Below are 26192 nucleotides of genomic sequence, written 5' to 3'. Positions count from 1 at the left end.
TTGGCTCATGCCGCGCTGACCCCGCTGCGCTGCCATTGCCGGGCCAGCCGGCCGACCAGCGCGGCGGTGGCCTCGCCCGGGGTCAGCTCATCGGCTTGCAGGACCAGGTCGGCCACCTCCAGGTACAGGGGCTCGCGCACCTCCATCAGCTCGGTCAGGACCTGGCGGCGGTCGCCGGTCAGCAGCAGCGGACGGTTGCGGTCGCGGGCCACCCGTCTGAGCTGGGTCTCCACGTCCACCTTCAGGTAGATCACAAAGCCGCGTGCCTTCATCAGCGCACGGCTGTCGGCATCGAGCACCGCGCCGCCGCCGCTGGCCACCACCTGGCCCTGGCCGGCCAGCAGCGTGGCCAGCGCGGCGCGCTCGCGTTCGCGGAACCCGGCCTGGCCGACCTGCTCGAAAATGGCCGGAATGCTGATCCCGCAGGTCTGGACCACCGCCTGGTCGACATCGGCGAACTTCAGGCTGAAGCGCTCGGCGATGCGGCGGCCGATGGAGGTCTTGCCGGCGCCCATCGGGCCGACCATCACGAGATTGGGGGCGGGATTCATCGCCGCCGATGATAGCCGTGCGCGCTCGCACGCCGCCAACGCGGTTGCAGGCGCAACGGCCCGCAGCACGCTGGCACGCCAGGGGTTTGCCGTGGCCTGGCAGCAGGCGGCGGCGCAAGCGTTCAGGGTGTCGGGCGCTGCTGGCCGGCGATCAGGGTGGCCGGGGTTGGCGCAGGCGCGGCTGGTTGCGGTTCCAGGCCGGCCAGGGCCTGCAGGCGGCGCAGCTGGTCCGCAGGTTCGGTGCCGGAGGTGGCCAGGCGGGGAAGTGCTTGGCGCAGCAGGGCGCGGCCCGGTTCGACCTGTCCGGACAGCACCAGGACCCGGCCTCTGAGTGCGCGGATGCGGTCGGACCAGGCGGGCGAGGAATCCCCTGCCACCAGTGCCGCCAGGTCCAGGCCATCGACCATGTCCAGGGCCTGCCGGTAGCGGCCCTGGTCGGCCAGCGCCCCGGCCAGGGCATAGCGGAAACTGTGCGCGGCCACGTTGCCCTGGCCATAGCGCGCCCGCAGTTCGCGCTCGGCCTGCTGCAGGTAGGCCAGGCCAGCGGCGCGGTCGCCGCAGTCGTATTCCTTCAGCCCCAGGTTGCCGGTTTCCACCAGGGTGAACTGGCGCTCGGCGCCGTAACGAGCGGCCATGCGCGCGCGCACCGTGCGCATGGTAGCCAGCGAACCGGCGCAGTCGCCGGCCAGGTCCTGGATGCTGGCCACGATCGAGAGCCGGGTGAGCGTGAGGTAATCGTCCTGGCCCAGCACGCGCGCGCTGGTGGCCACGGCTTGCTGCGCCAGGGGTAGTGCCTGGGCGTAGCGCGCATCGTTGCGCAGGGCGCGGGCCAACGTTGCCTGGTAGCCTGCCACGGTTGCTTCGCCGATCCGGGCGGGCGCCAGCAGTGGATCGGCCAGCAGGGCCTTCAGCTGGCCGATGCCCTGCTGGACTTTGCCCTGGCGCAGGGTGGCATCGGCGATGCTGGCGCGGATGACCCCGGCCATCTGTCCGTCCTGCGGCCGCCAGCGGCGCTGCAGGCGGTCGGCTTGGGCAAAGGCCTGCAGCGCCGGCGCGATCTGCAGCTGCTGGAAATGGAACTGGCCCCGGGCGATGGCCGCATACAGGGCGATCTCGTCCTCGGCCTGCAGGTGCGCGGCCGCGGCCCTGTCGGTGGCATCAATCAGGCGCGCAGCTTCCTGGAAGGCATCGGCGCTGCCGGCGTAGGCCAGGCTGCGGACCAGGCTGTAGCGGGTCTTGAGCGTCAGCGGGTCGTCGGCGCCGAAGGCGCGTGTGTCCTCGGCCACGGCCCGGCGCAGATGGAAGGTGGCGCGGTCGTACTGGCCCAGCGTGCGCCAGGCGCTTCCCAATGCCGCCTCGACGCTGCCGCGGGTGGCCGGATCGTCGCCGAAGCGCGCGTCTAGGTGTTCGGAGGCGTACTGGAGCATGTCGCGGATGCTGGGGTTGCGCTCGAAGCCACCGCCGCCCGGGCTCAGCCCGCCGATCAGGTCGTCACTGAGGAACCGCACCACCGCCTCGGCCCGCGCAGCCTGGCGCAGGGCGGCCTGCCGCTGGTGCTCGCTGCGGTACCACAGGCCTGCGCAGGCCACCGCGCCGCAAGCCAGCACCGCGACGGCGGCGATCATCCAGGGGCGGCGGGCCTGGGCGCGGTCCAGCGATCGGTGCAGTGCCGCCGTGGCCCGTTCGGCCGCCTGGCGTTCGGCCAGCGCCGCGCGGCGTGCCTGCAGGCTGCGCAGGCGCGTGGCCAGCTCGCCGGCGGTGGCCAGGCGCCGCGCCGGATCGGTGTCGGTGGCCAGGGCGATGTCCTCGCACAGCAGCGGGTCGCCCACCTCGCGCTCCCAGCCCGGTGCGAGCGGACGTTGCAGGTCGCCCACCAGCAGCTGGTACAGCAGCAGGCCCAGCGCATACAGGTCGCTGCGCACGGTGGAGGCATGCCCAGCCAGCAGTTCCGGCGCCAGGTACAGCAGCGTGCCGGCGCTGTCGGCCGTCTGGTCTGGTCGGGTGAAGCCAAGCAGACTGATGTCCGGGGCTGCCAGCTGTTCGGGCTGCAGCAGGCGGCTACTGCCGAAGTCGGTCAGGCGGACCTGCCAGCCATCGGCCCGCGCCGACAGCAGGATGTTGGAGGGCTTCAAGTCGCGATGCAGCACGCCCACGCCGTGCGCTGCGTCCACCACGTCGGCCACCTGCAGGAACAGGTCGATCCGGGCCGCGCGGTCGAGCCGCTCCAGCGCCGCGGCGGCCCATGCGGGCATCGCCTGGCCGCCGTATTCGCATTCCAGGAAGAACGGCGCCGATTCGAAGTTCCAGTCGGTCACCCGGACCAAGTCGGGGCGTTCGCCCAGGCTGTCGCGCAGCACCCGCGACAAGGTGGCCTCGCGCTTGATCGCCGCCACGCAGTCGCTGTCCAGGGCAAACTTGAACACCCGCACCTGGCCGCTGCGCGGATGCCGGGCCAGCCATACCTCGCTGCCCAGGGTGCGCCCGAGCTGCTGTTCGAGCAGCATCCGGGGGCGCCCAGGCACCGGCTGCCCCGGCTTCAGCGCCAGCCGATGGTCGTCAAGGCCGCCGGCCGCGCTGCGTTCGACCGGTCCGTCGAAGCGGTAGCCCAGCCGGGGCACGGTGACGATCCGGCTTTCCCCGGCCGCGTCCAGGGCCTTGCGCAGCTTGCCCACGGCGGTGGCCAGGACGTGGTCCACGGTGATCCGTCCGGCCCAGACCTGGTCGAACAGCTGCTGCTTGGTCACCACCTGGCCGGCGTGGCGCAGCAGCAGCGAGAGCACATCCAGCGGCCGGTTCTCCACCTCCACCACCAGCCCGGCCACGCGCAGTTCGCGCCGGGCTTCGTTGTACTCGACCAGACCAAAACGCCAGCGATAAAGGGGCAGGCTCATGCCGGTGACATGCGGGGTGTGGGCCTGAATCATAGGTCAGGACACCTCGCAGCAGCCTGTGCGTCGCAGCGACCGCCGGCCGTGGATGATCCTTGAAGGTTTCTTGAGCATTCGGTGAGGACCTTCACTGCCGCCCCGGCCATGCTGACAGCGATTCAAGCCGCGCCAGCAGGCGCGGCGGTCCCTTCATTCCCACCAGGAGTCCGCAATGCTGACCGTCACCCACGACTTCGTCATCGGCCAGCTCAAGGCCTTGGCCAGCCAGGACCCGCAGGTCCTGGAATCGCGCCGCCAGCAACTGATCCAGCAACAACAGCCGCTCAAGCTGGGCTCGCTGGCCTTCCTGGTCATCGGGGCGATCATGACCATCTCAGTGATCGGCGCGTTCGTCGGGTTGCCGATGCTGGCCATCGCCGGCTGGGTGCAGTGGAAAGCGCGCGCCAACCTCAAGGTGATCGACGGTGCCTACCGGGAGTTCACCTCCGGTGGGGCATCACTGGTGGTGCCGGGCTGATGCGTGCTGTTGGCCTGCGCCTGCTGCTGGTGCTGGCGTTGCCGGCAGCGGCTGGTGCCGGTGCGGTGACCCTGACGGGCATGAGCGAGTTTCCCGCGCTGTTTGGGACCTACGCGCCGGGCGGGCAATGCGCGCGCCATCCGCAGTTCACCGTGGACCGGGCGGGGATGCGTTTCGAGCTGCCCGGCGGCCCCCTGCTGGCCGACCGCCCCGAATATGGCGCCAGCTACTTCGGTGACGGCTACAGCGGCATCGCGGTGTGGTTCGCGCCCTGGTTCCAGGGCCAGGGCCAGGATCCGATCTCGGTGGTCTTCAATGCCGACGAAAAACCCGGCGAGGTCACCATCCAGGCCCACGATTACGACTATCGCGGCGGGCCGAGGCTGCCTGCGCAGTACCGCGCGCTGGTCGACGGCTCGCCGTATCGCAAGTGCCGCTGAAACCGGCTTCAATCTGCCAGCAGCCGACGCTGCGCATCCACGCGCACCACCCGGTCGGCCAGCGCGGGCAGGGTCCGCAGCGCCTGGCGGCTGACCCGTTCGTAGTGCTGGACGAAGCGCTCCAGCTGCGGCCAGCTCATGCCGGTGCGGCCGGGATGGGCGGCCTGGAGCTGCTGCTCGGCCTGCCAGCGCCAGGCCAGCACGTTCGCGAACCCCGGCGGCTGGATGAACCACAGTGCGTGGCAGGTGTTCCACAGCGCGGGGTAGTCGCGCGCCAGCGCGTCATTGCAGAAGGTGCGCCAGGTGCCGTCGGGGTCTTCCTCGCGCTCCAGCGTGTTGATCGGCAGTGCCAGCTCGCCCGGCTCCTGGGCCGGTGTGCCCAGGCACCAGCCCTCGAAGATCACCAGCCGCGCCGGCGCGTCCAGCGTGGGCCACTGCGACTCGGGCACGCGCTCGTCGGCCAGCTTGTCAAAGCGCGGCAGCTTGACCGGTTCACCCGCACCCAGTGCATCCAGCGTCGCCAGTGCCAATGGCAGGTCATGGGTGCCGGGCGGGCCGCGGGTTTCCAGCAGCGGATGCACCTGCCGGGCCAGCGTTCGGCGCGCATCGCCGGTCAGGTAGAAATCGTCCAGCGACAACACCGCCGCAGGCAGCCCGGCGTCCTGCGCGGCCTGGGCCAGCTGCGCGGCGAAGGTGGACTTGCCGGTGCCCTGCAGCGCCGACAGGCCCCACACCGGCACCGCCTGCGGCAGCGCGCGGGCGCAGGCCAGCGCCTCCTGGACCAGGGTGTGCGGAAAGCCGGGGCGCGGTTGCTGCGCGGGTGTGCCCATCGGGCGACAATAGCGCACCGCCCGCGGGCGCCTTGCGCATCCACCGATGATGACCGACGTCGATCTGTACGCCGAAGCCCTGGCCACCTTCTCCGCGCTGTACGAGGAAGCCAGCCGCAGCACGGCCGAGCCCGAATACAACGCGATGAACCTGGCCACCGCGACCCTGGCCGGCCATCCTTCGCTGCGCACGGTGCTGCTGAAGTCGCATGACGCCCGCGGCCTGGTCTTCTACAGCCACCTGGACAGCCAGAAGGGCCGCGAGTTGCAGGCCAATCCGCGCGCGGCCTTGCTGCTGCTGTGGCGCACCTTGCGCGAGGCCGGTGTCCAGGTGCGGGTCGAAGGCGCGGTGCAGCAGGTCAGCGACGCCGAGGCCGATGCCTACTTCGCCACCCGGCCGCGCGAAAGCCAGCTCGGCACCTGGGCCTCGGCGCAGTCGCACACGCTGGAGCACATCGAGGATTTCCACAAGCGCCTGGCCCAGGTCGAGGCCGAGTTCGCCGGCATGCAGGTGCCGCGCCCGGACGGCTGGACCGGATTTCGCGTGGTGCCGGACAGTTTCGAGTTCTGGTACGGCGCCAGGTTCCGCCTGCACCAGCGCTGGCGCTACGAACGCGCCCCGGACGGCGCCTGGTCCAAGCGGATGCTGTTTCCCTAGGAGTCTGTCGGGCTTTGGCGGTCGAGGCGAAAATTCGGCTGTGCGAGGACAGATTTTCGCCGATTCGCCGCCCCATAGTGGTTCTATGGGGCAAGAAGCGACGGAAATATGGACCGCACAGCCGAATTTGCAGCCCGGCCGGCCAAAGTCCGACAGGCTCCTAGGCGCCGGCGCCGAGCCGGCTCCCCACGCACCCACGGATCGAAGCCAGCGAAAACGGTGCCCCGGGCGTGGCGACGGTTCGGTATGGCCGCACTGCCGCGTGCAACGGCGTCGACACGGGATCCCACCCCACCTCGCAGGAAAACCATAGGGCGGGTCTTGACCCGCCATCGCGGTACATCACCGCGCGCGTATGGACTGAACACCCGACCAGCAGCACCCGGATGGCAAGCGCGGCGGGCCACCCGCCCATGCGCCATCGCACGCGGCCATGGCCTCAATCGTTGGCCGCCGACAGCGCCCTGCCGCGGGCGGTGGCCGCGGCGATGGCCGCAGCGGTGAGCGTTTCGAAACCGCCGGCCTGGAACACCTCGATCGCGGCCTGGGTGGTGCCGCCCGGCGAGGTGACCTGGCGGCGCAGTTCGGCCGGGGCCTGGCCCGATTCGGTCAGCATCCGCGCCGCGCCGAGCACCGTCTGCAGGGTCAGGGCGCGCGCGGCTTCGGCCGGCAGGCCCTGGGCGATGCCGGCCGCCTCCATCGCCTCGGCCAGCAGGAACACGTAGGCCGGGCCACTGCCGGACACGGCGGTGACCGCGTCCATCTGTGCCTCCTGCTCGATCCATACCGTCTCGCCGACGCTGGACAGCAGCGCCTCGGTGCGCGCACGGCCGGCCTGGTCCACCTGCGCGGTGGCGAACAGCCCGGTCACACCCGCGCCCAGCATGGCCGGCGTATTGGGCATGGCCCGCACCACCGCCGCCTGGCCGCCCAGCCAGCGCGTGAGCTGGGCGGCGGTGATCCCGGCGGCGATCGACACCAGCAGCGGCCTGTCCTGCGAGGCTGCCCAAGCCAGCGCCTGGCACACCGCGCGCATCACCTGCGGCTTGACCGCGAACAGCCACAGCCCCGCGCCTTGCACCGCCTCGGCCGCCGCATCGAACACCTGCACGCCGAACTGGCCGGCCAGTGCCTGGCGCAGCTCGGCCACCGGTTCGGCCACCCGGATCGTGGCCGGGTCGGTGCCGCGCGCGATCAGTCCGCCGATCAGGCTGCGGGCCATGTTGCCGCCGCCGATGAAGGCGATCGTGGATTCGGACGTGGGGACCGGGGATGGGGGACTCGGGGCGGTCATGGCGATCTGCAGCGGCTAAAGGGTGGGCAAAAATAGCAGGCGCCAGCGGGTCATCCGGCCTTGGCCCGGTCCCGGCTCCCCGGCGCCGGGCGGCTTCCGAACAACGCCGTGCCGATGCGGACCATCGTCGCGCCTTCGGCCACGGCCAGGGCGAAGTCCCCGCTCATGCCCATCGACAAGGTGTCCACGCCCGGATGCGCGGCCGCCAGCGCGTCGAACAGCGCCTTCATGCGGGCAAAGGCCGCGCGCCGCAGCGCCGGATCTGCATGCGGGGCGGGAATGGCCATCAGCCCGCGCAGGGCCAGGGTCGGTCGGGCCGCCACCCATGCCGCCAGCGCCTGGACCTGCTCCGGCGCGCAGCCGTGCTTGCCGGCTTCGTCATCGATGTTGACCTGGAGCAGCACGTTCAGCGGTGCGCGCCCGGGCGGGCGGGCCGCGGCCAGCGCGTCCACCAGCTTGGTCCGGTCCACGCTTTGCACCCAGTCGAACAGCTCGGCCGCCAGCGCGGCCTTGTTGGACTGCAGGTGGCCGATCAGGTGCCACTCCAGTCCCGGCCTGTCCAGTTCGGCCCGCTTGGCCTGCGCTTCCTGGACGTAGTTCTCTCCGAACGCCCGCTGGCCGGCGTCGGCCAGCTCGGCCACGGCCGCGGCCGGCTGGAACTTGGACACCGCCACCAGCGTGGGCATGGGCCGGCCGGCCGCGGCGGCGGCCTTGCGCAGTGCGTTGCGGAGCTCGGCAAGACGCTGGGAAAGCACGTAAACAGGGCCGTTGGCTGCTGCGGGAAGGAGGCTATACTGCCTTTTGGGGATGTACGGTTCCAGTTGGCAGCACCTTTCAGGGGGAATACCCAGCGCATGGATATCGCCGAACTACTGGCCTTCTCGGTCAAGAACAAGGCCTCGGACCTGCATCTGTCCGCCGGCCTGCCACCGATGATCCGGGTGGACGGCGACGTTCGCCGCATCAACATCCCCGCGCTGGACCACAAGCAGGTCCACGCCCTTGTCTACGACATCATGTCCGACAAGCAGCGCCGCGATTATGAAGAGTTCCTCGAGGTCGACTTCTCCTTCGAGATTCCCTCGCTGGCCCGCTTCCGGGTCAACGCGTTCAACCAGAACCGCGGCGCCGGCGCGGTGTTCCGGACCATCCCCTCCGAGGTGCTGAGCCTGGAGGACTTGGGCTGCCCGCCGCTGTTCCGCGAGATGATCCAGCAGCCGCAGGGCCTGATCCTGGTCACCGGCCCGACCGGTTCGGGCAAGTCGACCACCCTGGCGGCGATGATCGACTTCATCAACAAGAACGAATACGGCCACATCCTCACCGTCGAGGACCCGATCGAATTCGTCCACACCTCGCAGAAGTGCCTGATCAACCAGCGCGAGGTGCACCGCGACACCCACGGCTTCAACGAGGCGCTGCGCTCGGCCCTGCGCGAGGACCCCGACTACATCCTGGTCGGCGAGCTGCGCGACCTGGAGACCATCCGCCTGGCGCTGACCGCCGCCGAAACCGGCCACCTGGTGTTCGGCACCTTGCACACCTCGTCGGCGGCCAAGACCATCGACCGCATCATCGACGTCTTTCCTGCCGGCGAAAAGCCGATGGTCCGCTCGATGCTGTCCGAGTCGCTGCGCTCGGTGATCTCCCAGGCGCTGCTGAAGAAGGTCGGCGGCGGCCGCACCGCGGCCTGGGAGATCATGGTCGGCACCCCGGCGATCCGTAACCTGATCCGCGAGGACAAGGTGGCGCAGATGTATTCGGCGATCCAGACCGGCCAGCAGTACGGCATGATGACCCTGGACCAGCACCTGCAGGACCTGGTCAAGCGCAGCCAAGTCACCCGCAACCAGGCCAGGGAATACGCCAAGGACAAGCGGTTGTTCGAGTGAGGCCGGGCGTGGACCTGCGACCGGCAAAGGCGACCAACGGATTTTTGCGAGATTTCCCACACGACAGGGACGAGGATGATCCCGGATCCGAGAGCGGTGTCAGCTGTGGCTGAGCCGGGTCCCGGGTCCCGGGTCCCGGGTCCCGGAGACTCCCAGATGAGCACCATCGACTTCACCTCGTTCCTCAAGCTGATGGCGCACCAGAAGGCGTCGGACCTGTTCATCACCTCGGGCATGCCGCCCTCGATCAAGGTGCACGGCAAGCTCTCGCCGATCACCCAGACGCCGCTGACCCCGCAGCAGTCGCGCGACCTGGTGCTCAACGTGATGACCCCGGCCCAGCGCGAGGAGTTCGAAAAGACCCACGAGTGCAACTTCGCCATCGGCGTGGCCGGCGTCGGCCGCTTCCGCGTCAGCTGCTTCTACCAGCGCAACCAGGTCGGCATGGTGCTGCGCCGGATCGAGACCAGGATCCCCAGCATCGACGAGCTGAACCTGCCGCCGGTGGTCAAGACCCTGGCCATGACCAAGCGCGGCATCATCCTGTTCGTGGGCGCCACCGGCACCGGCAAGTCGACCTCGCTGGCGGCGATGATCGGCTACCGCAACCAGAACTCGACCGGCCACATCATCACCATCGAGGACCCGATCGAATTCGTGCACAAGCACGAGGGCTGCATCATCACCCAGCGCGAGGTCGGCATCGATACCGACAGCTGGGAGAACGCGCTGAAGAACACCCTGCGCCAGGCGCCGGACGTGATCATGATCGGCGAGGTGCGCACCCGCGAAGGCATGGACCATGCGATCTCCTTCGCCGAAACCGGCCACCTGGTGCTGTGCACGCTGCATGCCAACAACGCCAACCAGGCGATGGACCGGATCATCAATTTCTTCCCCGAAGACCGCCGCAACCAGCTGCTGATGGACCTGTCGCTGAACCTCAAGGGCGTGGTCGCCCAGCAGCTGGTGCCCACGCCGGACGGCAAGGGCCGCCGGGTGGCGATGGAGATCATGCTGGGCACGCCGCTGATCCAGGACTACATCCGCGAAGGGGAGATCCACAAGCTCAAGGAGGTCATGAAGGAATCGACCAACTTGGGCATGAAGACCTTCGACCAGAGCCTGTTCGAGCTCTACCAGGCCGGCGAGATCTCCTACGAGGACGCGCTGCGCCATGCCGACTCGCAGAACGAGGTGCGCCTGCGCATCAAGCTGGCCCAGGGCGGCGATGCCCGCACCCTGGCGCAGGGCCTGGACGGGGTCGAAGTGGCCGAAATGCGCTGATCGAGCGCCGCATCGTCAGGTCCAGACAAAAGCCGCCGACCGGCGGCGCGCGCGGGGCGGACCGGCATCTTGCCGGGACCGTTGCGGCCGCGATTCCCCGGCCTTGCCGGCGATGCCCGCATCGCCTGGGCAGTGCATCGGCTCCCAGGCGTGCTCCCTGCTGCGGCGCTGGGCCGACGACACGCACATGGCGCCGCGGTCTTCGGCGCCGGGTGCGGTGGTGCCGGGTCTGGTGTCGATGTTCAACCATCGGCCGCACCGGTACCGGGGGGAGTGACTCCCCGGTTGCCGATGGTTCTGGGACTTGGTGCCGCCGGCGCCAGTGTGCGTTACCTGCGCGGTGGCCGACGGAGTAGAGTATGCGCATGCCCACCGGATCCGTCCTGCTGCGACTGTTCCTGATCCTTGCCCTGGTCTTCAACGGGGCGGGGTCGGCGGCGGCGTTGGTCCATGCGACGGGTCAGGAGATGGCGGCCATGGACGGGCAGCCAATGGCCGCCGCCGCTGATGCCTCCTGCCATGAGGCGATGGCATCCATGCATGGCGCGGGCAGCGAACCCGGCGCTGCCGTGCCGCAGGCGCCGGACAAGGACAAAGCCGCGGACGGCGCCGATTGCTGCAAGTCCGGTGCCTGCCACTGCGGCTGCGCGCAAGGCCCTTGTGCCGCCTTGCCGCTGCGGTCCCAGGCTCCGGTGGTGGGGCTGCTTGCGCCCGGCATCGGCGCCCTGGCGGTCGGGCATCCCAACCCGGCCGTGCCGCATCTGATTCGACCTCCCATCGGCTAAGCGTCCCCATCGGCGTCCCTGCGATGCCGATCTTCCCGTGCCCGACCAACGGCCTTGGCCGTGTCAGGGCATCGGCCAGGGCCGGCATCCTTGCGCCGGCCGTTGTTGACGCTTTCAATGGAGTTTGCATGTCATCCGATTCCTTCGGCTTCGGCGCCCCGGGCGGGCTGTCGCGACGCCGTTTCGTGCAGGGCCTGGCCGCCGGCGGTACGGCGCTGGGTCTGGGGCTGTGGCCCAGGCCCAGTTGGGCGCTGAAGGGCCCCGGCAACGCCAACGTCCTGGCCGGGACCGAGTTCGACCTGGTCATCGGCCAAACCCCGGTGAATTTCACTGGCCGCACCCGGCCTGCGATCACCGTCAACGGCTCGCTGCCGGCGCCGATCCTGCGCTGGCGCGAAGGCAGCACGGTCAACCTTCGCGTCTCCAACGCGCTGCCGGCCGGTTCGATCCATGGCGCGGAGACCTCGATCCACTGGCATGGCGTGTTGCTGCCGGCCAACATGGACGGCGTGCCGGGGATGAGCTTCAACGGCATCGGCCGTGGCGAGCGTTATCTGTACCGCTTCCACGTCCGCCAGGCCGGCACCTACTGGTACCACAGCCACTCCGGGTTCCAGGAGCAGGACGGGCTGTACGGGGCGCTGATCATCGATCCGATCGAGCCCGAGCCGTTCGCCTACGACCGCGACTACGTGGTGCAGCTCTCGGACTGGACCGATCTGAGCGGCCAGGCGCTGTTTGCGCGGCTGAAGAAGATGTCCAGCCATGACAACTACTACAAGCGTACCGTCGGTGACTTCCTTCAGGACGTGCGCGAGGACGGCCTGAAGGCGACCCTGGCCGACCGCCGGATGTGGGGTGCGATGCGGATGTCGCCAACCGACCTGTCCGACGTCAACGCCCACACCTACACCTACCTGATCAATGGCACGACCGCGCTGGGCAACTGGACCGCGCTGTTCAGGCCGGGCGAGAAGCTGCGCCTGCGCTTCATCAACAGTGCCGCCATGACCTACTTCGATGTCCGCATCCCCGGCCTGAAGATGACCGTGGTCGCCGTCGATGGCCAGTACGTGCATCCGGTGACGGTCGAGGAGTTCCGGATTGCGGTCGCCGAAACCTTCGATGTGGTCGTTCAGCCGTCGGGGCAGGACGCCTTCACCCTCTTCGCCCAGGACGCCGCGCGCACCGGCTACGTCAGTGGCACGCTGGCGGTGCGCGAGGGACTGCGCGCGCCGGTTCCGCCGGTCGATCCGCGGCCCATCCTGACCATGGCCGACATGGGCATGGACCAAGGCCAGCCCGGCAGCGGCCATGACGGCCATGACGCCGGCCCGGTCCAGGGCACGGCCGGGATGGAGCACGGCCAGCCGGCCGACGGACATGCCGGCCACGAGATGCCGGGCATGGGCATGCCCGGCATGGACGCCGGCGGCGGCATGCAGGCGCACCCGGCCAGCGAACGGGGCAATCCCCTGGTGGACAACCAGGCGATGTCACCGCGCTCGCGGCTGGACGACCCGGGCAACGGCCTGCGCGGCAACGGCCGCCAGGTGCTCAGCTATTCGATGCTGCGCAACCTGTTCGAGGATCCGGACGGGCGCGATCCTTCCCGCGACCTGGAGCTGCACCTGACCGGGCACATGGAGAAGTTCGCCTGGTCATTCAATGGCGTGAAGTTCTCCGCGGCCGAACCGATCCGGCTCAGCTACGGCGAGCGCGTGCGCATCGTGCTGGTCAACGACACGATGATGGCCCATCCGATCCATCTGCACGGCATGTGGAGCGACCTGGAAGACGACCACGGCCGCTTCATGCTGCGCAAGCACACGCTGGACATGCCGCCGGGCAGCAGGCGCAGCTATCGGGTGCGCGCCGATGCGCTGGGCCGCTGGGCCTACCACTGCCACCTGTTGATGCACATGGAAGCCGGGATGATGCGGGCGGTGCAGGTCGAGGAGGGCAAGTCATGAGCATGAGCGTCCTGCCGGTGCGGATCGGGATGCTGGCCCTGGCATTGGGTTCGGCCCTGCCCGTGGCGATGGCACAGCAAATGGACCATTCGAAGATGTCCATGTCGATGGACATGCCGCCGCCCGGGGCGCAGACGCCTGCGGTGGAAACGCCCACCGACGCCAGGCCCGCCGCGGCCAAGGAACAGGCCGGGCCAGCGGCGACACCTTCGCATGCCGGACACCAGCGGCCTGCAGGATCAGGATCGTCCGCGCCAGCGGTTGACCACGCCGCCATGGGCCACGATGCGCCGATGCAGGGCATGGACCATTCGGCGATGGGACACGACATGGGCACCGTGCCCGGTCGCGCGCCGCAGCCGATGGCAGGCAGCGACCACCCGCAGCCCGGCCACGCCGGCATGTCGATGGCGCCCGCCGCGCCGCGCACGCCGATCCCGGCGCTGACCGAGGCCGATCGCGCCGCCGCCGTGCCGCCTTCGATGGTCCATGCCACCACCGACAATGCGATCCACAGCTACAGCTTGCTCAACCGCCTGGAAGCCTGGGATGCCGATCCCGGCACGGCGCTGGCGTGGGAGGGCGAAGGCTGGATCGGGACCGACCTGGACCGCTTCTGGTGGCGTACCGAGGGCGAGCGCAGCGATGGGCGCACCGAAAGTGCCGATCTGGAGCTGCTCTACGGCCGCAGCGTGAGCAGGTGGTGGGACCTGGTCGGCGGGCTGCGCCACGACTTCAAGCCCGGCCAGTCGCAGAACTTTGCCGCCATCGGCGTGCAGGGCCTGGCGCCGCAGAAGTTCGAGGTGCGGGCCACGGCCTATCTTGGCGAACGGGGCCAGAGCGCGGCCCGGGCGGAGGGCGAGTACGAGCTATTGTTCAGCAACCGGCTGATCCTGCAGCCGCGCCTGGAAGTCACTGCCTGGGGCAAGGGCGATGCCTCCCGCGGCATCGGCTCGGGCCTGGCCACGGCCGAGCTGGGCCTGCGCCTGCGCTACGAATTCACCCGCAGGTTTGCCCCCTACGTTGGCCTGGTCCACGAGCGCGCCTTCGGCAATACCGCCGAGCTGCGTCGCGACGCAGCCGAACCGCGCGATGACACCCGCATCGTCGTCGGCCTGCGCACCTGGTTCTGAGGAAGCACTGATGGCAACCCCGATCCTGCGTCCAATCGTGTTTTTCGGCCTGCTATGGCTGCCGCTGGCTTCGCAGGGACAGGCTCCGGCGCCGCCTGCCGGGGCAGCTGCCCCTGCCGTCGCGGTTGCAGCCCAGCCGGCCGTCGATGCCGTCGATGCCTTTTCCGCTGCGCTGCAGGCCGGCGACCTGAGCGCTGCCGGTCGCTGGTTGGCCGATGACGTGCTGGTCCTGGAAAGCGGCGGCGCCGAGCGCTCCAGGGCCCAATACCTGCAAGGCCACGCCAGGCACGACGCGCAGTTCCTCAAGGACGCGCAGGTCCAGCCGAAGCAGCGCACGGCCCGTGCATCGGGCGATCTGGCCTGGGTTGGCAGCGAGAGCGAGGTCCACGTGAGCCGGGACGGCAAGCCGCTGACCCTGCTGGCCACCGAAACCATGGTGCTGCGACGCACCGCGGACGGCTGGCGCATCGTCCACATCCACTGGTCATCCAGACCCAGGCGGTGAAGGAGGCCGCCAGCTCGACCGGCTGCCGCCGGCCAGGCAGCAACCGGGGAATGCGTCAGCCACGCCGGATCGCCGAGTCGGTGACTGGTTCAACTTCAATCCTTGAGAGGACCTACATCATGAAATTCCTTCATTCCCTCGTCCTGGCTTCGACCGCCGCCCTCACCGGCGCCACCGCCTGGGCCGCCCAGCCGGCCGCGCAAGCCAATCCCGCTCCCACCCAGACGACCCCGGCCAACGCCACCCCCGACTCCGGCGCCGCGACGGCCGGGGACAACAGCCAGCGCATGGACGCGCAGATCGCGGCCATGCGCCAGATGCACCAGAAGATGATGGACGCCAAGACACCCGAAGCGCGCCAGGCGCTCATGGCCGAACACATGAAAACCATGCAGGACGGCATGGCGATGATGAGCAGCATGAGCGGCATGGCTGGCATGGGCAGCATGGGTGGAGCCGGCAAGGGCGGCATGGCTGGCATGGGCAGCATGGGTGGAGCCGGCAAGGGCGGCATGAACGGCAAGATGCCCTCGGACATGGCGGCCCATCACCAGATGATGGCCAAGCGCATGGAGATGATGGAAACCATGATGCAGATGATGATGGACCGCCTGCCGGCCACACCAGCCAAGTGAAGGCAGCGACGTAAACCCTGACCACGGGCCGGGCAGGCGCGGCGGCGGCGACCATCATCGGCGCCGCCGCGGCGGATAAGGCCCGGTTGGCATGCGCGAGCGCAACGGCGAAGAGTGTGCCGGTTTGCGCATCGCCAATGTCATGCCTGCCCCCAAGCATTCGGAGATAGACCATGCATCAGCCACCGGCAACACCGTCCGCACCGGATCAGCCCCGGCAGCCAGCGCCAGCATCGGGCGACGATCATGACCGGCACGGGCAGGCCCCGGCCGCGCCGGCCGGCGCCGCGCTGACCGATCCGGTCTGCGGCATGCGGGTCGGCCCGGACGCGGCGCACCGGGCCTCCTACCAGGGGCGGACCTATGCGTTCTGCAGCGCAGGCTGCAAGGCCAGGTTCGAGGCCGACCCGGCCCGCTACGCGAGTGCCGAGTCGGCCGGGCCGCAGGCTTCGGCCGGCCCTGTCTACAGCTGCCCGATGCATCCGGAAATCCGCCAGGATCACCCGGGGCGCTGTCCCAAGTGCAACATGGCACTCGAGCCGGTGCCCGCGGGGCAGACGCACGACCAGGCATCGGCCGGCGGCGGCACAGTGCCCGGCCACGACCAGCACCAGGGGCACGACCACGGGCAGACCGAGTCGGCAGCGGCGGCGAGCCCGGCCCAGGCCGCGCCCGCCGGCACGATCTACACCTGCCCGATGCATCCGGAAATCCGCCAGGATCACCCCGGCAGCTGTCCCAAGTGCGGCATGAGCCTGGAGCCGCTGCTGCCGGACCTGGAGGAAGACAACCCGGAACTGCGCGACTTCACCCGGCGGTTCTGGTGGACCTTGCCGCTGACCCTGGTGGTGCTCGCCCTGGCCATGTTCGGTGAACGCCTGCAACTGATGGACATGGCCACCCAGAGCTGGGTGGAGCTGGTGCTGTCCCTGCCGATCGTGCTGTGGGCCGGCTGGCCGTTCTTCGTGCGCGGCTGGCGCTCGCTGCTGCACCGCAGTCCGAACATGTGGACGCTGATCAGCCTGGGCACCGGCGCGGCTTTTGTCTACAGCGTGGTGGCGACCGTCGCGCCGGGGGTGTTTCCCGCCTCGTTCGTGTCGATGGGCCGGGTTGGCGTCTACTTCGAGGCCGCCGCGGTCATCATCTCGCTGACCCTGCTGGGGCAATTGCTGGAACTCAAGGCGCGTTCGCAGACCTCGGCGGCGATCAAGTCACTGCTGGGCCTGGCGCCCAAGACCGCCCGCCGCATCCGCGCCGACGGTGGCGAGGAAGACGTGCCGCTGACCCATGTCCACGTCGGCGACCTGCTGCGCATCCGCCCGGGCGAAAAAGTGCCGGTCGACGGGGTGGTGGTCGAGGGCACAAGCTCGGTGGACGAGTCGATGCTGACCGGCGAGCCGCTGCCGGTCGGCAAGCGCGAGGGCGACAAGGTCATCGGCGCCACGCTCAACACCAGCGGCGCGCTGGTCATGCGCTCCGAGCGCATCGGCGCGGACACCGTGCTCTCGCAGATCGTGCAGATGGTGGTCCAGGCCCAGCGTTCCAAGGCCCCCATGCAGCGCATGGCCGACGTGGTGGCGGGTTATTTCGTGATCATCGTGGTCGCCATCGCGATCGCCAGTTTCCTTGCCTGGGGCCTGTTCGGGCCGGCGCCCTCCTGGGTCTACGGCCTGATCAACGCCGTGTCGGTGCTGATCATCGCCTGCCCGTGCGCGCTGGGGCTGGCCACGCCGATGTCGATCATGGTCGCCACCGGCCGCGGGGCGACCTTGGGCGTGCTGTTCCGTGACGCGGCGGCGATCGAGAACCTGCGCAAGGTCGATACCCTGGTGATCGACAAGACCGGGACGCTGACCGAAGGACGGCCGACGTTCGAGCGCGCAGTGCCGGTCGCAGGCTTCAGTGAGGCCGATGTGCTGCGCCTGGCGGCCAGCCTGGACCAGGGCAGCGAACATCCGCTGGCCGATGCCATCGTGCAGGCCGCGCGCGCCCAGGGGCTGGCGCTGGACAAGCCGGAGAACTTCGAGTCCGGCTCCGGCGTCGGCGTGCGCGGGCAGGTGGCCGGCCACCAGCTGGCCCTGGGCAACACCGCCTTGATGGAACAGGCAGGGGTCACGGTCCAGCCGCTGGTGGCGCAGGCCGAGTCCCTGCGCGGCCAAGGGGCAAGCGTGATGTACCTGGCGGTGGACGGCCAACTGGCCGGCCTGCTGGCGGTCTCCGACCCGGTGAAGGCGAGCACGCCCGAGGCGCTGGCCGCGCTCAAGGCCGCCGGCCTGCGCGTGATCATGGCCACCGGCGATGGCCTGACCACCGCCCAGGCGGTGGGCACGCGGCTGGGCATCGACGAGGTCCACGGCGAGGTCAAACCGGCCGACAAGCTGGCCCTGATCGAGCGCCTGCAGCGCGAAGGGCGGGTGGTGGCCATGGCCGGCGATGGCATCAACGACGCCCCGGCGCTGGCCCGGGCCGATGTCGGCATCGCCATGGGCACCGGCACCGACGTGGCCATGAACAGCGCCCAGATCACCCTGGTCAAGGGCGACCTGCGCGGTATTGCCACCGCGCGCGCGCTGTCGGTGGGGACGGTCCGCAACATGAAGCAGAACCTGATGTTCGCCTTCCTCTACAACGGGCTGGGCATCCCCCTGGCCGCCGGGGTGCTGTACCCGTTCACCGGCTGGCTGCTCTCGCCGATGATCGCGGCACTGGCCATGAGCCTGAGCTCGGCCTCGGTGGTCGGCAATTCGCTGCGCCTGCGGCGCAGCCGGGTCTGAAGGCGGGTGCCGGCGGGCAGCGCGGCCGGACGGAGGCGTCAGCGCGCCTGCATCCAGGCCGGCTGCCGGCATGCGACCAGGGCGAACGCAGGACACCCTTGATGATGCGCCCCCGGCAGATAGCCCAGGCTCATCAGGAACTCGCCGGTGATCTGACCGCCGGTGAAGCGGAAGGTTTGCTTGAACAGCTTCACCCAGTCGGCCTTTTCCAGCGGATGGTGCGCATCCAGCCACCCGGCGAAGCCGCCGTGCGAGGCGCGCAGGGTCTGGATGACCTGGGCGTTGTGGATCGCCGCCAGCACCTTGAGCCGGTTGCGGATGATGCCGGCATCGCCCATCAGCCGGGCGATGTCGGCCTGGCCGTAGCCGGCGACGGTGTCCACCTCGAAGCCGCCGTATGCGGCGCGCAAACCTTCGCGCTTTTTCAGGATGGTTTCCCAGCTCAGCCCGGCCTGGTTGATCTCCAGCAGCAGGCGTTCGAACAACACCGCTTCCTCGCGCTGCGGGAAGCCGTATTCGGTGTCGTGGTAAGGGCCGTGGACCGGGTGGCCGGGGGCGATGGCGCAGTAGCCGCTCAAGCGTCAGCTCCGGAAAGGGTGGGGTTCAAAACAGTCCGGCCGCTTGCTCAACCCGCCTGGCGGACCACGTCCAGCAGCGCCGGGCCGTAGCGCTCCAGCTTGCTGCCGCCGACGCCGCCGACCCTGGCCAGGGCGCGCAGGTCGGCCGGGCGCTGCTGGGCGATGTTGCGCAGGGTGGCATCGTGGAAGATCACGTAGGCCGGCACGTTCTGTTCCTTGGCCAGTTGTGCGCGCAGCTGGCGCAGGGCCTGGAACAGCGGCAGGTCGAGCTCGGCCACTTCCGCCGCGGCCGGGCTGCCGCCACGTTCGCGCTGGCGCAGCCGGGGCGAATCCTTGCGCAGCATGACCGTCTGCTGGCCCTGCAGGATCGGCTTGGCTGAAGCGGTCAGGCGCAGGCCGCCGTAGCCTTCGGCATCGACCTCCAGCACGCTGGCGGCGACCAGCTGGCGGAACACGCCGCGCCACATCGCCGCGTCCAGGTCCGCGCCGATGCCGTAGGTGGAGAGCTTGTCGTGGCCGAGCTGGCGGATGCGCTCGGTGTCGGCGCCGCGCAGCACATCGATCAGGTGCGCGGCACCGAAACGCTGGCCGCTGCGATAGACGCAGCTGAGCGCCTTGCGCGCCGCATCGGTCGCATCCCAGCTGGCCGCTGGAGTCAGGCAGTTGTCGCAGTTGCCGCACGGCTTTGGATAGTTCTCGCCGAACCCGGCCAGCAGCACCTGGCGCCGGCATTGCATCGATTCGCAGTAGCCCAGCAGCTGGTCGAGCTTGCGCCGTTCCAGGCGCTTGCGCTCCTCGGACGCCTCGCCCTGTTCGATCATCTGCTTGAGCAGGACCACATCGCCCAGGCCGTAGGCCAGCCAGGCCTGCGCGGGTTCGCCATCGCGGCCGGCGCGGCCGGTTTCCTGGTAGTAGCCCTCCAGCGACTTGGGCAGGTCGGTATGGGCCACGAAGCGCACGTCCGGCTTGTCGATGCCCATGCCGAAGGCGATCGTGGCGCACATGACGATGCCGTCCTCGCGCAGGAACCGGCGCTGGTTGCTGGCCCGCACCTGCGCGTCCAGGCCGGCGTGATAGGGCAGGGCATTGAAGCCCTTCTCGCACAGGAACTGGGCGGTCTGCTCGACCTTCCTGCGCGACATGCAGTAGACGATGCCGGCCGAACCCTTGTGGTCCTGCAGGAAGTCCTGCAGCTGGCGGCGGCCGTTGTCCTTCTGGACCACGGTGTAGCGGATGTTGGGCCGGTCGAAGGAACTGACGAAGCGGCGCGCGCCCTGCAGCTGCAGGCGTTCGGCGATCTCGGCCTGGGTCGGCGGATCGGCGGTGGCGGTCAGGGCGATGCGCGGGATGTTGGGCCAGCGCTCGTGCAGCACGGTCAGCTGGCGGTATTCGGGGCGGAAGTCGTGGCCCCACTGCGACACGCAGTGCGCCTCGTCGATGGCGAACAGGGCGATCCGGGCGCGGTCCAGCAGCGACAGCAAGCGCGGCGTGAGCAGGCGCTCGGGCGCCACGTAGAGCAGGTCGATCTGCCCGGCCAGCAGTTCGCGCTCCACCCGCGCCGCCTCCCCCGATTCGAGCGAGGAGTTGAGGAATTCGGCGCGCACGCCGAGCTGGCGCAGCGCCTCGACCTGGTCCTGCATCAGCGCGATCAGCGGCGAGACCACGATCGCGGTGCCTTCGCGCAGCAGCGCCGGGACCTGGTAGCACAGCGACTTGCCGCCGCCGGTGGGCATCAGCACCAGGGCGTCGTGGCCGCTGGCGACATGCTCGACGATGGCGGCCTGTTCACCGCGAAAACCCGGGTGTCCAAAGACCCGGTGCAGGATTTCCAACGCACGTGCTTGCATGCGCACAGGATACCGGGCCATCGGCAAGGCCGCCGGACCCGGTAGGGTGGGTCTTGACCCACCATCGCTGGACCCACCATCGCGGCACGCGCGAAAAGCCCCCCTCATCTGCCCTGCGGGCATCTTCTCCCCCGCAGGCGGGGGAGAAGGGGCACGGCAGCGCCCCCGCCGCGCCGAAGCCTACTGCAGCAGCGAGCGCAGCATCCAGGCGTACTTTTCGTGGGTGTTCAGGCGCTGGGTCATCAGGTCCACGGTCGGGTCGTCGCTGCCGTTGTCGGCGGTCTTGAGCGTGGCCCGGGCGGTGCGGCACACCGCCTCGTTGCCAACCACCAGCTGGCGGACCATTTCCTTCCAGTCGGCGCTGTCGGACAGGCCAGGCTCTTCCGGGATCGAGGTCAGGGCGACGAACTCGCGGTACGAGCCCGGCGCGTTGAAACCCAGCGCGCGGATGCGCTCGGCCACCTCGTCCAGGGCGCCCCACTGCTCGGTGTACTGGGTCTCGAACATCAGGTGCAGCGAGTTGAACATCGGCCCGGTGACGTTCCAGTGGAAGTTGTGGGTCTTCAGGTACAGCGTGTAGGCGTCGGCCAGAAAGTGCGACAGGGCCTGGGCGATCTCCTTGCGGGCGCCGGCGGTGATGCCGATATCCACGTTCGGCGCACTGGCAGCAGCCGCGGCCAGCGGGGTGGACTGCTTCTTGGACGGGGTCTTGGTCTTGGTCTTGGCCATGTCGGGCTCCTGGTCAGTGGCGATGGGTCACAATAAACGCTGTGGATGAAGTTTGGTAATCAAAAGACTCCGTTCAATCGATTCATGCATCCAATCGCAGCGATCCCCCAACATCCTGACGCCGCCCGGCGTGCCATCGATGGCGCGCTGAGCCGCGACCGTGGCCGCCTGCATGGCCTGTGGGCGCGCTGGAAGGCCAGGCCCGACGATGCCCAGCTGCGCGAACGCTTCGGCCAGGCGCTGCAGGCCTCGGTCCAGGCCTTCGAGCAGCGCGCCGCTTCGCTGCCCGCGATCACGCTGGACGACTCGCTTCCCATCGCCCGCGAGGGCGGGCGGATCGTCGAACTGATCCGTAGCCACCAGGTGGTGGTGATCGCCGGCGAAACCGGCTCGGGCAAGACCACCCAGCTGCCCAAGCTGTGCCTGGCGGCCGGGCGCGGGGTGGCCGGGATGATCGGCTGCACCCAGCCGCGCCGGATCGCCGCGCGTGCGGTGGCCAGGCGCGTGGCCGAGGAACTGGCCGTGCCGATGGGCGGGGCAGTCGGTTATCAGGTGCGCTTCAACGACAACCTCGGCCCGGACACCCGCATCAAGTTCATGACCGACGGCATCCTGCTGGCGGAAATCGCCAGTGACCGCTGGCTGTCCAACTACGACACGATCATCGTCGACGAGGCCCACGAACGCAGCCTCAACATCGACTTCCTGCTGGGCTACCTGAAGCAGCTGCTGGCCAGGCGCCAGGACCTGAAGGTGATCGTCACCTCGGCCACCATCGACACCGCCCGCTTTGCCGCGCATTTCGGCGATGCCCCGGTGGTCAGCGTGGAAGGGCGCACCTATCCGGTGGAAGTGCGGTACCGGCCGTTGGAACCGGGACCCGGGACCCGGGACTCGGGACTCGGAACAGCAGAAAGCGAGGAATTTTCGGATTCTCGCGCTTCTTCGGGTCCCCAGTCCCGAGTCCCCGGTCCTGGCCTGACGACCAACGAGGCCATCGTCGCGGCCGTGGACGAAATCACCGGCGAGGACCCGCGCGGCGACGTGCTGATCTTCCTGCCCGGCGAACGCGAGATCCGCGATGCGCACCAGGCGCTGGAGCGGCGCAAGTATCGCCACACCGAGGTGCTGCCGCTGTACGCGCGGCTCTCGGCCAGCGACCAGGACGCGGTGTTCAATCCCGGTTCGCAGCGCCGGATCGTGCTGGCCACCAATGTCGCCGAGACCTCGCTGACCGTGCCGCGGATCCGCTACGTGATCGACCCGGGCCTGGCCCGGGTCAAGCGCTACAGCCCGCGGCAGAAGCTGGACCGCCTGCACATCGAGCCGATCAGCCAGGCCAGCGCCAACCAGCGCATGGGCCGCTGCGGGCGCGTGGCCGCAGGTGTCTGCATCCGGCTGTTTTCGCAGGCCGATTTCCAGGCGCGCCCGCGCTATACCGATCCGGAAATCCGGCGTTCGTCGCTGGCCGGGGTGATCCTGCGGATGCTGCAGCTGGGGCTGGGGCGGATCGAAGACTTCCCCTTTCTGGAAGCCCCCGACGAGCGCGCGGTGGCCGACGGCTGGCAGCAGCTGGTCGAACTGGGCGCGGTCACCGAGGCCGACCGCCATGGCCTGCGCCAGCTGACCGAAGTGGGCCGCAGGATGGCGCGGCTGCCGGTGGATGTGAAGCTGGCGCGGATGCTGGTGGCCGCGCAGGCGCACGGCTGTTTGCGGCCGATGCTGGTGATCGCCGCGTTCCTGGGGGTCCAGGATCCGCGCGAGCGCCCGCCGGAAGCGCGTGCGGCGGCCGACAACGCGCACGCCAGGTTCGCCGATGCGCGTTCGGAATTCGTCGGCATCCTGCGGCTGTGGGACGGCTACCGAGTGGCGCACGAGGAGCTAACCCAATCCAGGCTACGCGACTGGTGCCAGCGGCATTTCCTGAGCTTCCTGCGCATGCGCGAGTGGCGCGAGCTGCATCGCCAGTTGCGCCTGCTGTGCGAGGAGCTGGGCTGGGCCGAAGAGCCGGCGCCAGCGTCGATGGAGCCGCTGCTGGCCGGCTCGCCGGCGGCGCCGGTCGGCCACCAAGGCAAGCCGTCCGCGCGGCCCACGCGCGGCGAACTGCACCGTGCCGCGCGCCTGGCGCGCGAAGTAAAAGCAAAACCGGGGTCAGAGTCGACTTTCCCGTGCAGCGCCGCCGGGCCCGGTGTAGGCGTGGGGAAAGTCGACTCTGACCCCGGTTTTGCTTCACGCCAACGCAGCGCCGCCTACCAGTCGCTGCATCGGGCGCTGATCGCCGGCCTGCCTACGCAGGTGGGCCATCGCACCGAGAAGGGCGACTTCCTGGCCGCGCGCCAGCGTCGCTTTCAGCTGTTTCCCGGTTCGGTGCTGGCCAGCAAGCCGCCGGCCTGGGTGCTGGCCGCCACCCTGCTGGAGACCCAGCGCGTGTGGGGCCTGACCAATGCCGCGATCGAGCCGGATTGGGTCATCGCCGAGGTGCCGCAGCTGCTGGCGCGCAAGCATTTCGATCCGCACTGGTCGCGCGCGCAGGGCCAGGTGCTGGCCTACGAGCAGATCAGCCTGTTCGGCCTGGTGCTGGCGGCGAGGAAACCGGTGCATTACGGCCGCATCGCACCCGGTGAGGCGCATGAGCTGTTCGTGCGCCAGGGCCTGGTGCCGGGCGAGATCAACACCCGCGCCGCGTTCGTGGCCGACAACGGCAAGGTGCTGGCCCGCGCGCACGAGGAAGAGGCCAAGCTGCGCCGCGCCGGCATCGTCGCCGACGAGGATTGGCAGGCACGCTGGTACCTGGACCGCATCCCCGCGCAGATCCACTCGGCCGCCGGCCTGGATGGGTGGTGGAAGACCCTGGCCGAAGACAAGCGCCAGGCCCTGCGCTGGTCGCTGGCCGACCTGTTGCCCGGCGAAGGCAGCCAGGCCGACCGCTATCCGAAGTATTTCGCGCTGGGCGATGCGCGCCTGCCGCTGCACTACAAGTTCGAGCCCGGTGCCGAAGATGACGGGGTGACCCTGGACATCCCGCTGCACCTGCTCAACGCGCTGGATCCGGCGCGGCTGTCGTGGCTGGCTCCGGGCTTTGTCGCCGACAAGGCCGCCGCCCTGATTCGCACGCTGCCCAAGGCGCAGCGTCGCAACTTCGTGCCGGCGCCGGATTTCGGGCGTGCGTTCTACGAGGCGTTTTCCACGCCTTCGGCCGATGACCTGCGCGGCGAGCTGGCGCGGTTCCTGACCAAGGCCACCGGGGTGGCGGTGAGTGCGCTGGATTTCGACGAGGCCGCGCTGGAACCGCACCTGCGCATGCACCTGCGCCTGCGCGCCGAGGACGGCAAGGTGCTGGCATCTTCGCGCAATCTGGATGACCTGCGCGAACGCTTCGGCACGCGCGCCGGTCATGCCTTCGCCGCCCGTGCCGGGCGCGCACTGACCAGCGAAGGCCTGCACAGCTTCCCGCACGATCCGATCCCGTTGCAGGTCCCGGGCGAAGCCGGCGTGCCCGCCTATCCGGCGCTGGTGGACGAAGGCGACAGCGCGGCGCTGCGGATCTTCGCCGATCCCGCCCAGGCCGCCTGCGCCCATCCCACCGGCGTGCGCCGGCTGCTGGAGATCGCCCTGGCCGACAAGGTCAAGCAGGCGCGCAAGCAGCTGCCGGTCTCGCCCAGGACCGGCCTGCTGTACGCGGCGCTGCACGAGTTTGATGCTGGCCTGGAGGCCAAGGCCTTCAGGCGGCAGGACCGCCTGCGCGGGGACATCGTCGATGCCGCATTGAATGCGGTGCTGGCCGAAGGCCTTGGCGAGATCCGCGACCCGGGCCGCTTCGCCCAGCGTCGTGAGGCGGCCGGCAAGGCCCTGTTTGGCGAGGCGATGGAGCGGCTCAAGCTGGCCGAGGCCATTGTTGGCGCGGTCGCCGAACTCAAGCCGGAGCTGGAAGCGCCGCTGATGGGCTGGGCGCGCGCCAACCTGGACGACCTGCACGCGCAGCTGGCCGCGCTGGTGCATCCGGGCTTCCTGCGTGAAACGCCAGCCCAGGCCCTGGCCCAGTTTCCGCGCTACCTCAAGGCGATGAAGCTGCGCGCCGAACGGGCCAAGCGCGATCCCACCCGCGACCAGCAACGCATGCTGGAACTGGCGCCGTTCGTGCAGGCGCTGGAGGAGGCCAAGGCGCTGGGCCAGGGGCACTCAGAGGATTGGCAGGCGCTGCGCTGGGATATCGAGGAACTGCGCGTGTCGCTGTTCGCCCAGGAGCTGGGTGCGCGCCCGGGGGTGAGTCCGAAGAAGCTGGCCCAGCGGCTGGCGACCCTGCGCCGCTGAGCTGCGCGTGGCCGGCTACTTGACCCGCTTGACCTTGGCCGAGGTGTTGAACCCGTCGATGCGCAGGTACCAGCTTTCGCCCACCATGCCCGGCTTGATGCTGACCTTCGGCTCGGTCCGGTTGACCCCGGCCAGGGTGGCATCGTCGGTCTGCTCCCACACCTGGCCATTGGCCAGGGTGTAACGCCTGCCCTTGCCGAAGCCGCGGAAGGTGCCCTGGATGCTGGACACGATCGGTTCGGAAGAACCAAAGTCCAGGAACCCGCGGTTCTTCTCCACCACTTCCTTGCGGCCTTCCTCGCGTGCCTGTTCGCGCACCTGGGCGGCGACCTTGGCCGTTTCCACGCCCACGGCGCGGTTGAGCCATGCGTTCAAGGCGGCCAGTTCAGCGGCGCTGAGCTTGTCCAAGCCGGCGGCCTTGAACTCGCCCGCGCTCATCTGCTGCTCAAGCTTGACCGGCGCGGCGGTGCCCTGCGCCAGCGCCGACAGCGGCATGGCCAGGGCCACGACGAGCAATGCGGCACGAAGGTGGATCATGTGGTTGTTCCCAGGGTGCACGGGCCGT

The 26192-nt window shown here is 69.6% G+C and carries 21 protein-coding genes; 12 read left to right on the top strand and 9 right to left on the bottom strand.

Annotated elements, in window-relative coordinates; all coding sequences use genetic code 11:
* Positions 1-5: 5 nt before the first annotated feature.
* Together DSC_RS12210 and DSC_RS15745 are read right to left on the bottom strand one after the other, a co-directional pair.
* The gene (locus DSC_RS12210) at positions 6-551 is read right to left on the bottom strand and encodes a shikimate kinase (RefSeq protein ID WP_043290628.1); all 546 of its coding nucleotides are present in this window, start codon (positions 549-551) and stop codon (positions 6-8) included.
* Between the two features lie 122 nt (positions 552-673).
* Positions 674-3442 carry a protein kinase domain-containing protein gene (locus DSC_RS15745; protein ID WP_052299804.1) on the bottom strand — a complete coding sequence of 923 codons (2769 nt, stop codon included), beginning with the start codon at positions 3440-3442 and terminating at the stop codon, positions 674-676.
* 208 nt (positions 3443-3650) lie between these two features.
* On the opposite strand from DSC_RS15745, the gene DSC_RS12200 reads away from it, so the two are divergent.
* Together DSC_RS12200 and DSC_RS12195 are read left to right on the top strand one after the other, a co-directional pair.
* Complete coding sequence (locus tag DSC_RS12200) at positions 3651-3956, top strand: hypothetical protein (RefSeq protein ID WP_014161474.1); 306 nt, start codon at positions 3651-3653, stop codon at positions 3954-3956.
* Complete coding sequence (locus DSC_RS12195; protein ID WP_014161473.1) at positions 3956-4396, top strand: hypothetical protein; 441 nt, start codon at positions 3956-3958, stop codon at positions 4394-4396. Before DSC_RS12200 ends, DSC_RS12195 begins: the two co-directional genes overlap by 1 nt.
* A gap of 8 nt (positions 4397-4404) precedes the next feature.
* Here the strand turns inward: DSC_RS12195 and DSC_RS12190 are convergent, their stop codons facing one another.
* The gene (locus DSC_RS12190; RefSeq protein ID WP_014161472.1) at positions 4405-5226 is read right to left on the bottom strand and encodes a hypothetical protein; all 822 of its coding nucleotides are present in this window, start codon (positions 5224-5226) and stop codon (positions 4405-4407) included.
* A 49-nt stretch (positions 5227-5275) separates the two neighbouring features.
* Between DSC_RS12190 and pdxH the strand changes: the two genes are divergently transcribed.
* Positions 5276-5884, top strand: coding sequence for a pyridoxamine 5'-phosphate oxidase (gene pdxH, locus DSC_RS12185; RefSeq protein ID WP_043291337.1), 609 nt, complete (start codon positions 5276-5278; stop codon positions 5882-5884).
* Between the two features lie 439 nt (positions 5885-6323).
* On the opposite strand, the gene proC is transcribed toward pdxH, so the two are convergent.
* Positions 6324-7178 carry a pyrroline-5-carboxylate reductase gene (proC, locus tag DSC_RS12180; RefSeq protein ID WP_043290625.1) on the bottom strand — a complete coding sequence of 285 codons (855 nt, stop codon included), beginning with the start codon at positions 7176-7178 and terminating at the stop codon, positions 6324-6326.
* 50 nt (positions 7179-7228) lie between these two features.
* A complete protein-coding gene (locus DSC_RS12175) occupies positions 7229-7933 on the bottom strand; it encodes a YggS family pyridoxal phosphate-dependent enzyme (protein WP_014161468.1) in 705 nt (234 codons plus the stop codon).
* A gap of 99 nt (positions 7934-8032) precedes the next feature.
* Here DSC_RS12175 and DSC_RS12170 point away from each other — a divergent pair, with 99 nt between their 5' ends.
* From DSC_RS12170 to DSC_RS12135, 8 genes are all read left to right on the top strand, one after another.
* Positions 8033-9070 (top strand): type IV pilus twitching motility protein PilT, encoded by a 1038-nt coding sequence (locus tag DSC_RS12170; RefSeq protein WP_014161467.1) that lies wholly within the window; start codon positions 8033-8035, stop codon positions 9068-9070.
* Positions 9071-9226: 156 nt separating this feature from the next.
* Positions 9227-10357: a PilT/PilU family type 4a pilus ATPase gene (locus DSC_RS12165; protein ID WP_014161466.1), complete on the top strand. Its 1131-nt coding sequence runs from the start codon at positions 9227-9229 to the stop codon at positions 10355-10357.
* A gap of 359 nt (positions 10358-10716) precedes the next feature.
* The gene (locus tag DSC_RS12160; protein ID WP_014161465.1) at positions 10717-11142 is read left to right on the top strand and encodes a CopL family metal-binding regulatory protein; all 426 of its coding nucleotides are present in this window, start codon (positions 10717-10719) and stop codon (positions 11140-11142) included.
* Between the two features lie 128 nt (positions 11143-11270).
* Complete coding sequence (locus DSC_RS12155) at positions 11271-13115, top strand: copper resistance system multicopper oxidase (RefSeq protein WP_014161464.1); 1845 nt, start codon at positions 11271-11273, stop codon at positions 13113-13115.
* A complete protein-coding gene (locus tag DSC_RS12150; RefSeq protein WP_014161463.1) occupies positions 13112-14248 on the top strand; it encodes a copper resistance protein B in 1137 nt (378 codons plus the stop codon). Before DSC_RS12155 ends, DSC_RS12150 begins: the two co-directional genes overlap by 4 nt.
* Positions 14249-14258: 10 nt before the next feature.
* On the top strand, positions 14259-14753 hold the full coding sequence (locus tag DSC_RS12145; protein WP_014161462.1) for a YybH family protein: 495 nt from the start codon (positions 14259-14261) through the stop codon (positions 14751-14753).
* Positions 14750-15388 (top strand): hypothetical protein, encoded by a 639-nt coding sequence (locus DSC_RS12140; RefSeq protein ID WP_202944881.1) that lies wholly within the window; start codon positions 14750-14752, stop codon positions 15386-15388. The genes DSC_RS12145 and DSC_RS12140 overlap by 4 nt, the downstream gene beginning before the upstream one ends.
* 173 nt (positions 15389-15561) lie before the next feature.
* Positions 15562-18162, top strand: coding sequence for a heavy metal translocating P-type ATPase (locus tag DSC_RS12135; RefSeq protein ID WP_014161460.1), 2601 nt, complete (start codon positions 15562-15564; stop codon positions 18160-18162).
* A 38-nt stretch (positions 18163-18200) separates the two neighbouring features.
* Here DSC_RS12135 and DSC_RS12130 read toward each other — a convergent pair whose 3' ends face one another.
* From DSC_RS12130 to DSC_RS12120, 3 genes are all read right to left on the bottom strand, one after another.
* On the bottom strand, positions 18201-18740 hold the full coding sequence (locus DSC_RS12130; protein WP_014161459.1) for a DNA-3-methyladenine glycosylase I: 540 nt from the start codon (positions 18738-18740) through the stop codon (positions 18201-18203).
* A gap of 47 nt (positions 18741-18787) precedes the next feature.
* Complete coding sequence (gene recQ, locus DSC_RS12125) at positions 18788-20587, bottom strand: DNA helicase RecQ (protein ID WP_043290622.1); 1800 nt, start codon at positions 20585-20587, stop codon at positions 18788-18790.
* A gap of 180 nt (positions 20588-20767) precedes the next feature.
* On the bottom strand, positions 20768-21316 hold the full coding sequence (locus tag DSC_RS12120) for a Dps family protein (RefSeq protein WP_014161457.1): 549 nt from the start codon (positions 21314-21316) through the stop codon (positions 20768-20770).
* 84 nt (positions 21317-21400) lie between these two features.
* On the opposite strand from DSC_RS12120, the gene hrpA reads away from it, so the two are divergent.
* The gene (gene hrpA, locus DSC_RS12115; protein ID WP_014161456.1) at positions 21401-25627 is read left to right on the top strand and encodes an ATP-dependent RNA helicase HrpA; all 4227 of its coding nucleotides are present in this window, start codon (positions 21401-21403) and stop codon (positions 25625-25627) included.
* A gap of 15 nt (positions 25628-25642) precedes the next feature.
* Here hrpA and DSC_RS12110 read toward each other — a convergent pair whose 3' ends face one another.
* Positions 25643-26164 carry a hypothetical protein gene (locus tag DSC_RS12110; RefSeq protein ID WP_043290621.1) on the bottom strand — a complete coding sequence of 174 codons (522 nt, stop codon included), beginning with the start codon at positions 26162-26164 and terminating at the stop codon, positions 25643-25645.
* Between the last annotated feature and the right edge of the window lie 28 nt (positions 26165-26192).

It is taken from the genome of Pseudoxanthomonas spadix BD-a59 (genome assembly GCF_000233915.3).
Classification (GTDB): domain Bacteria; phylum Pseudomonadota; class Gammaproteobacteria; order Xanthomonadales; family Xanthomonadaceae; genus Pseudoxanthomonas_A; species Pseudoxanthomonas_A spadix.
This window is presented reverse-complemented; position numbering and strand designations above follow the sequence as displayed.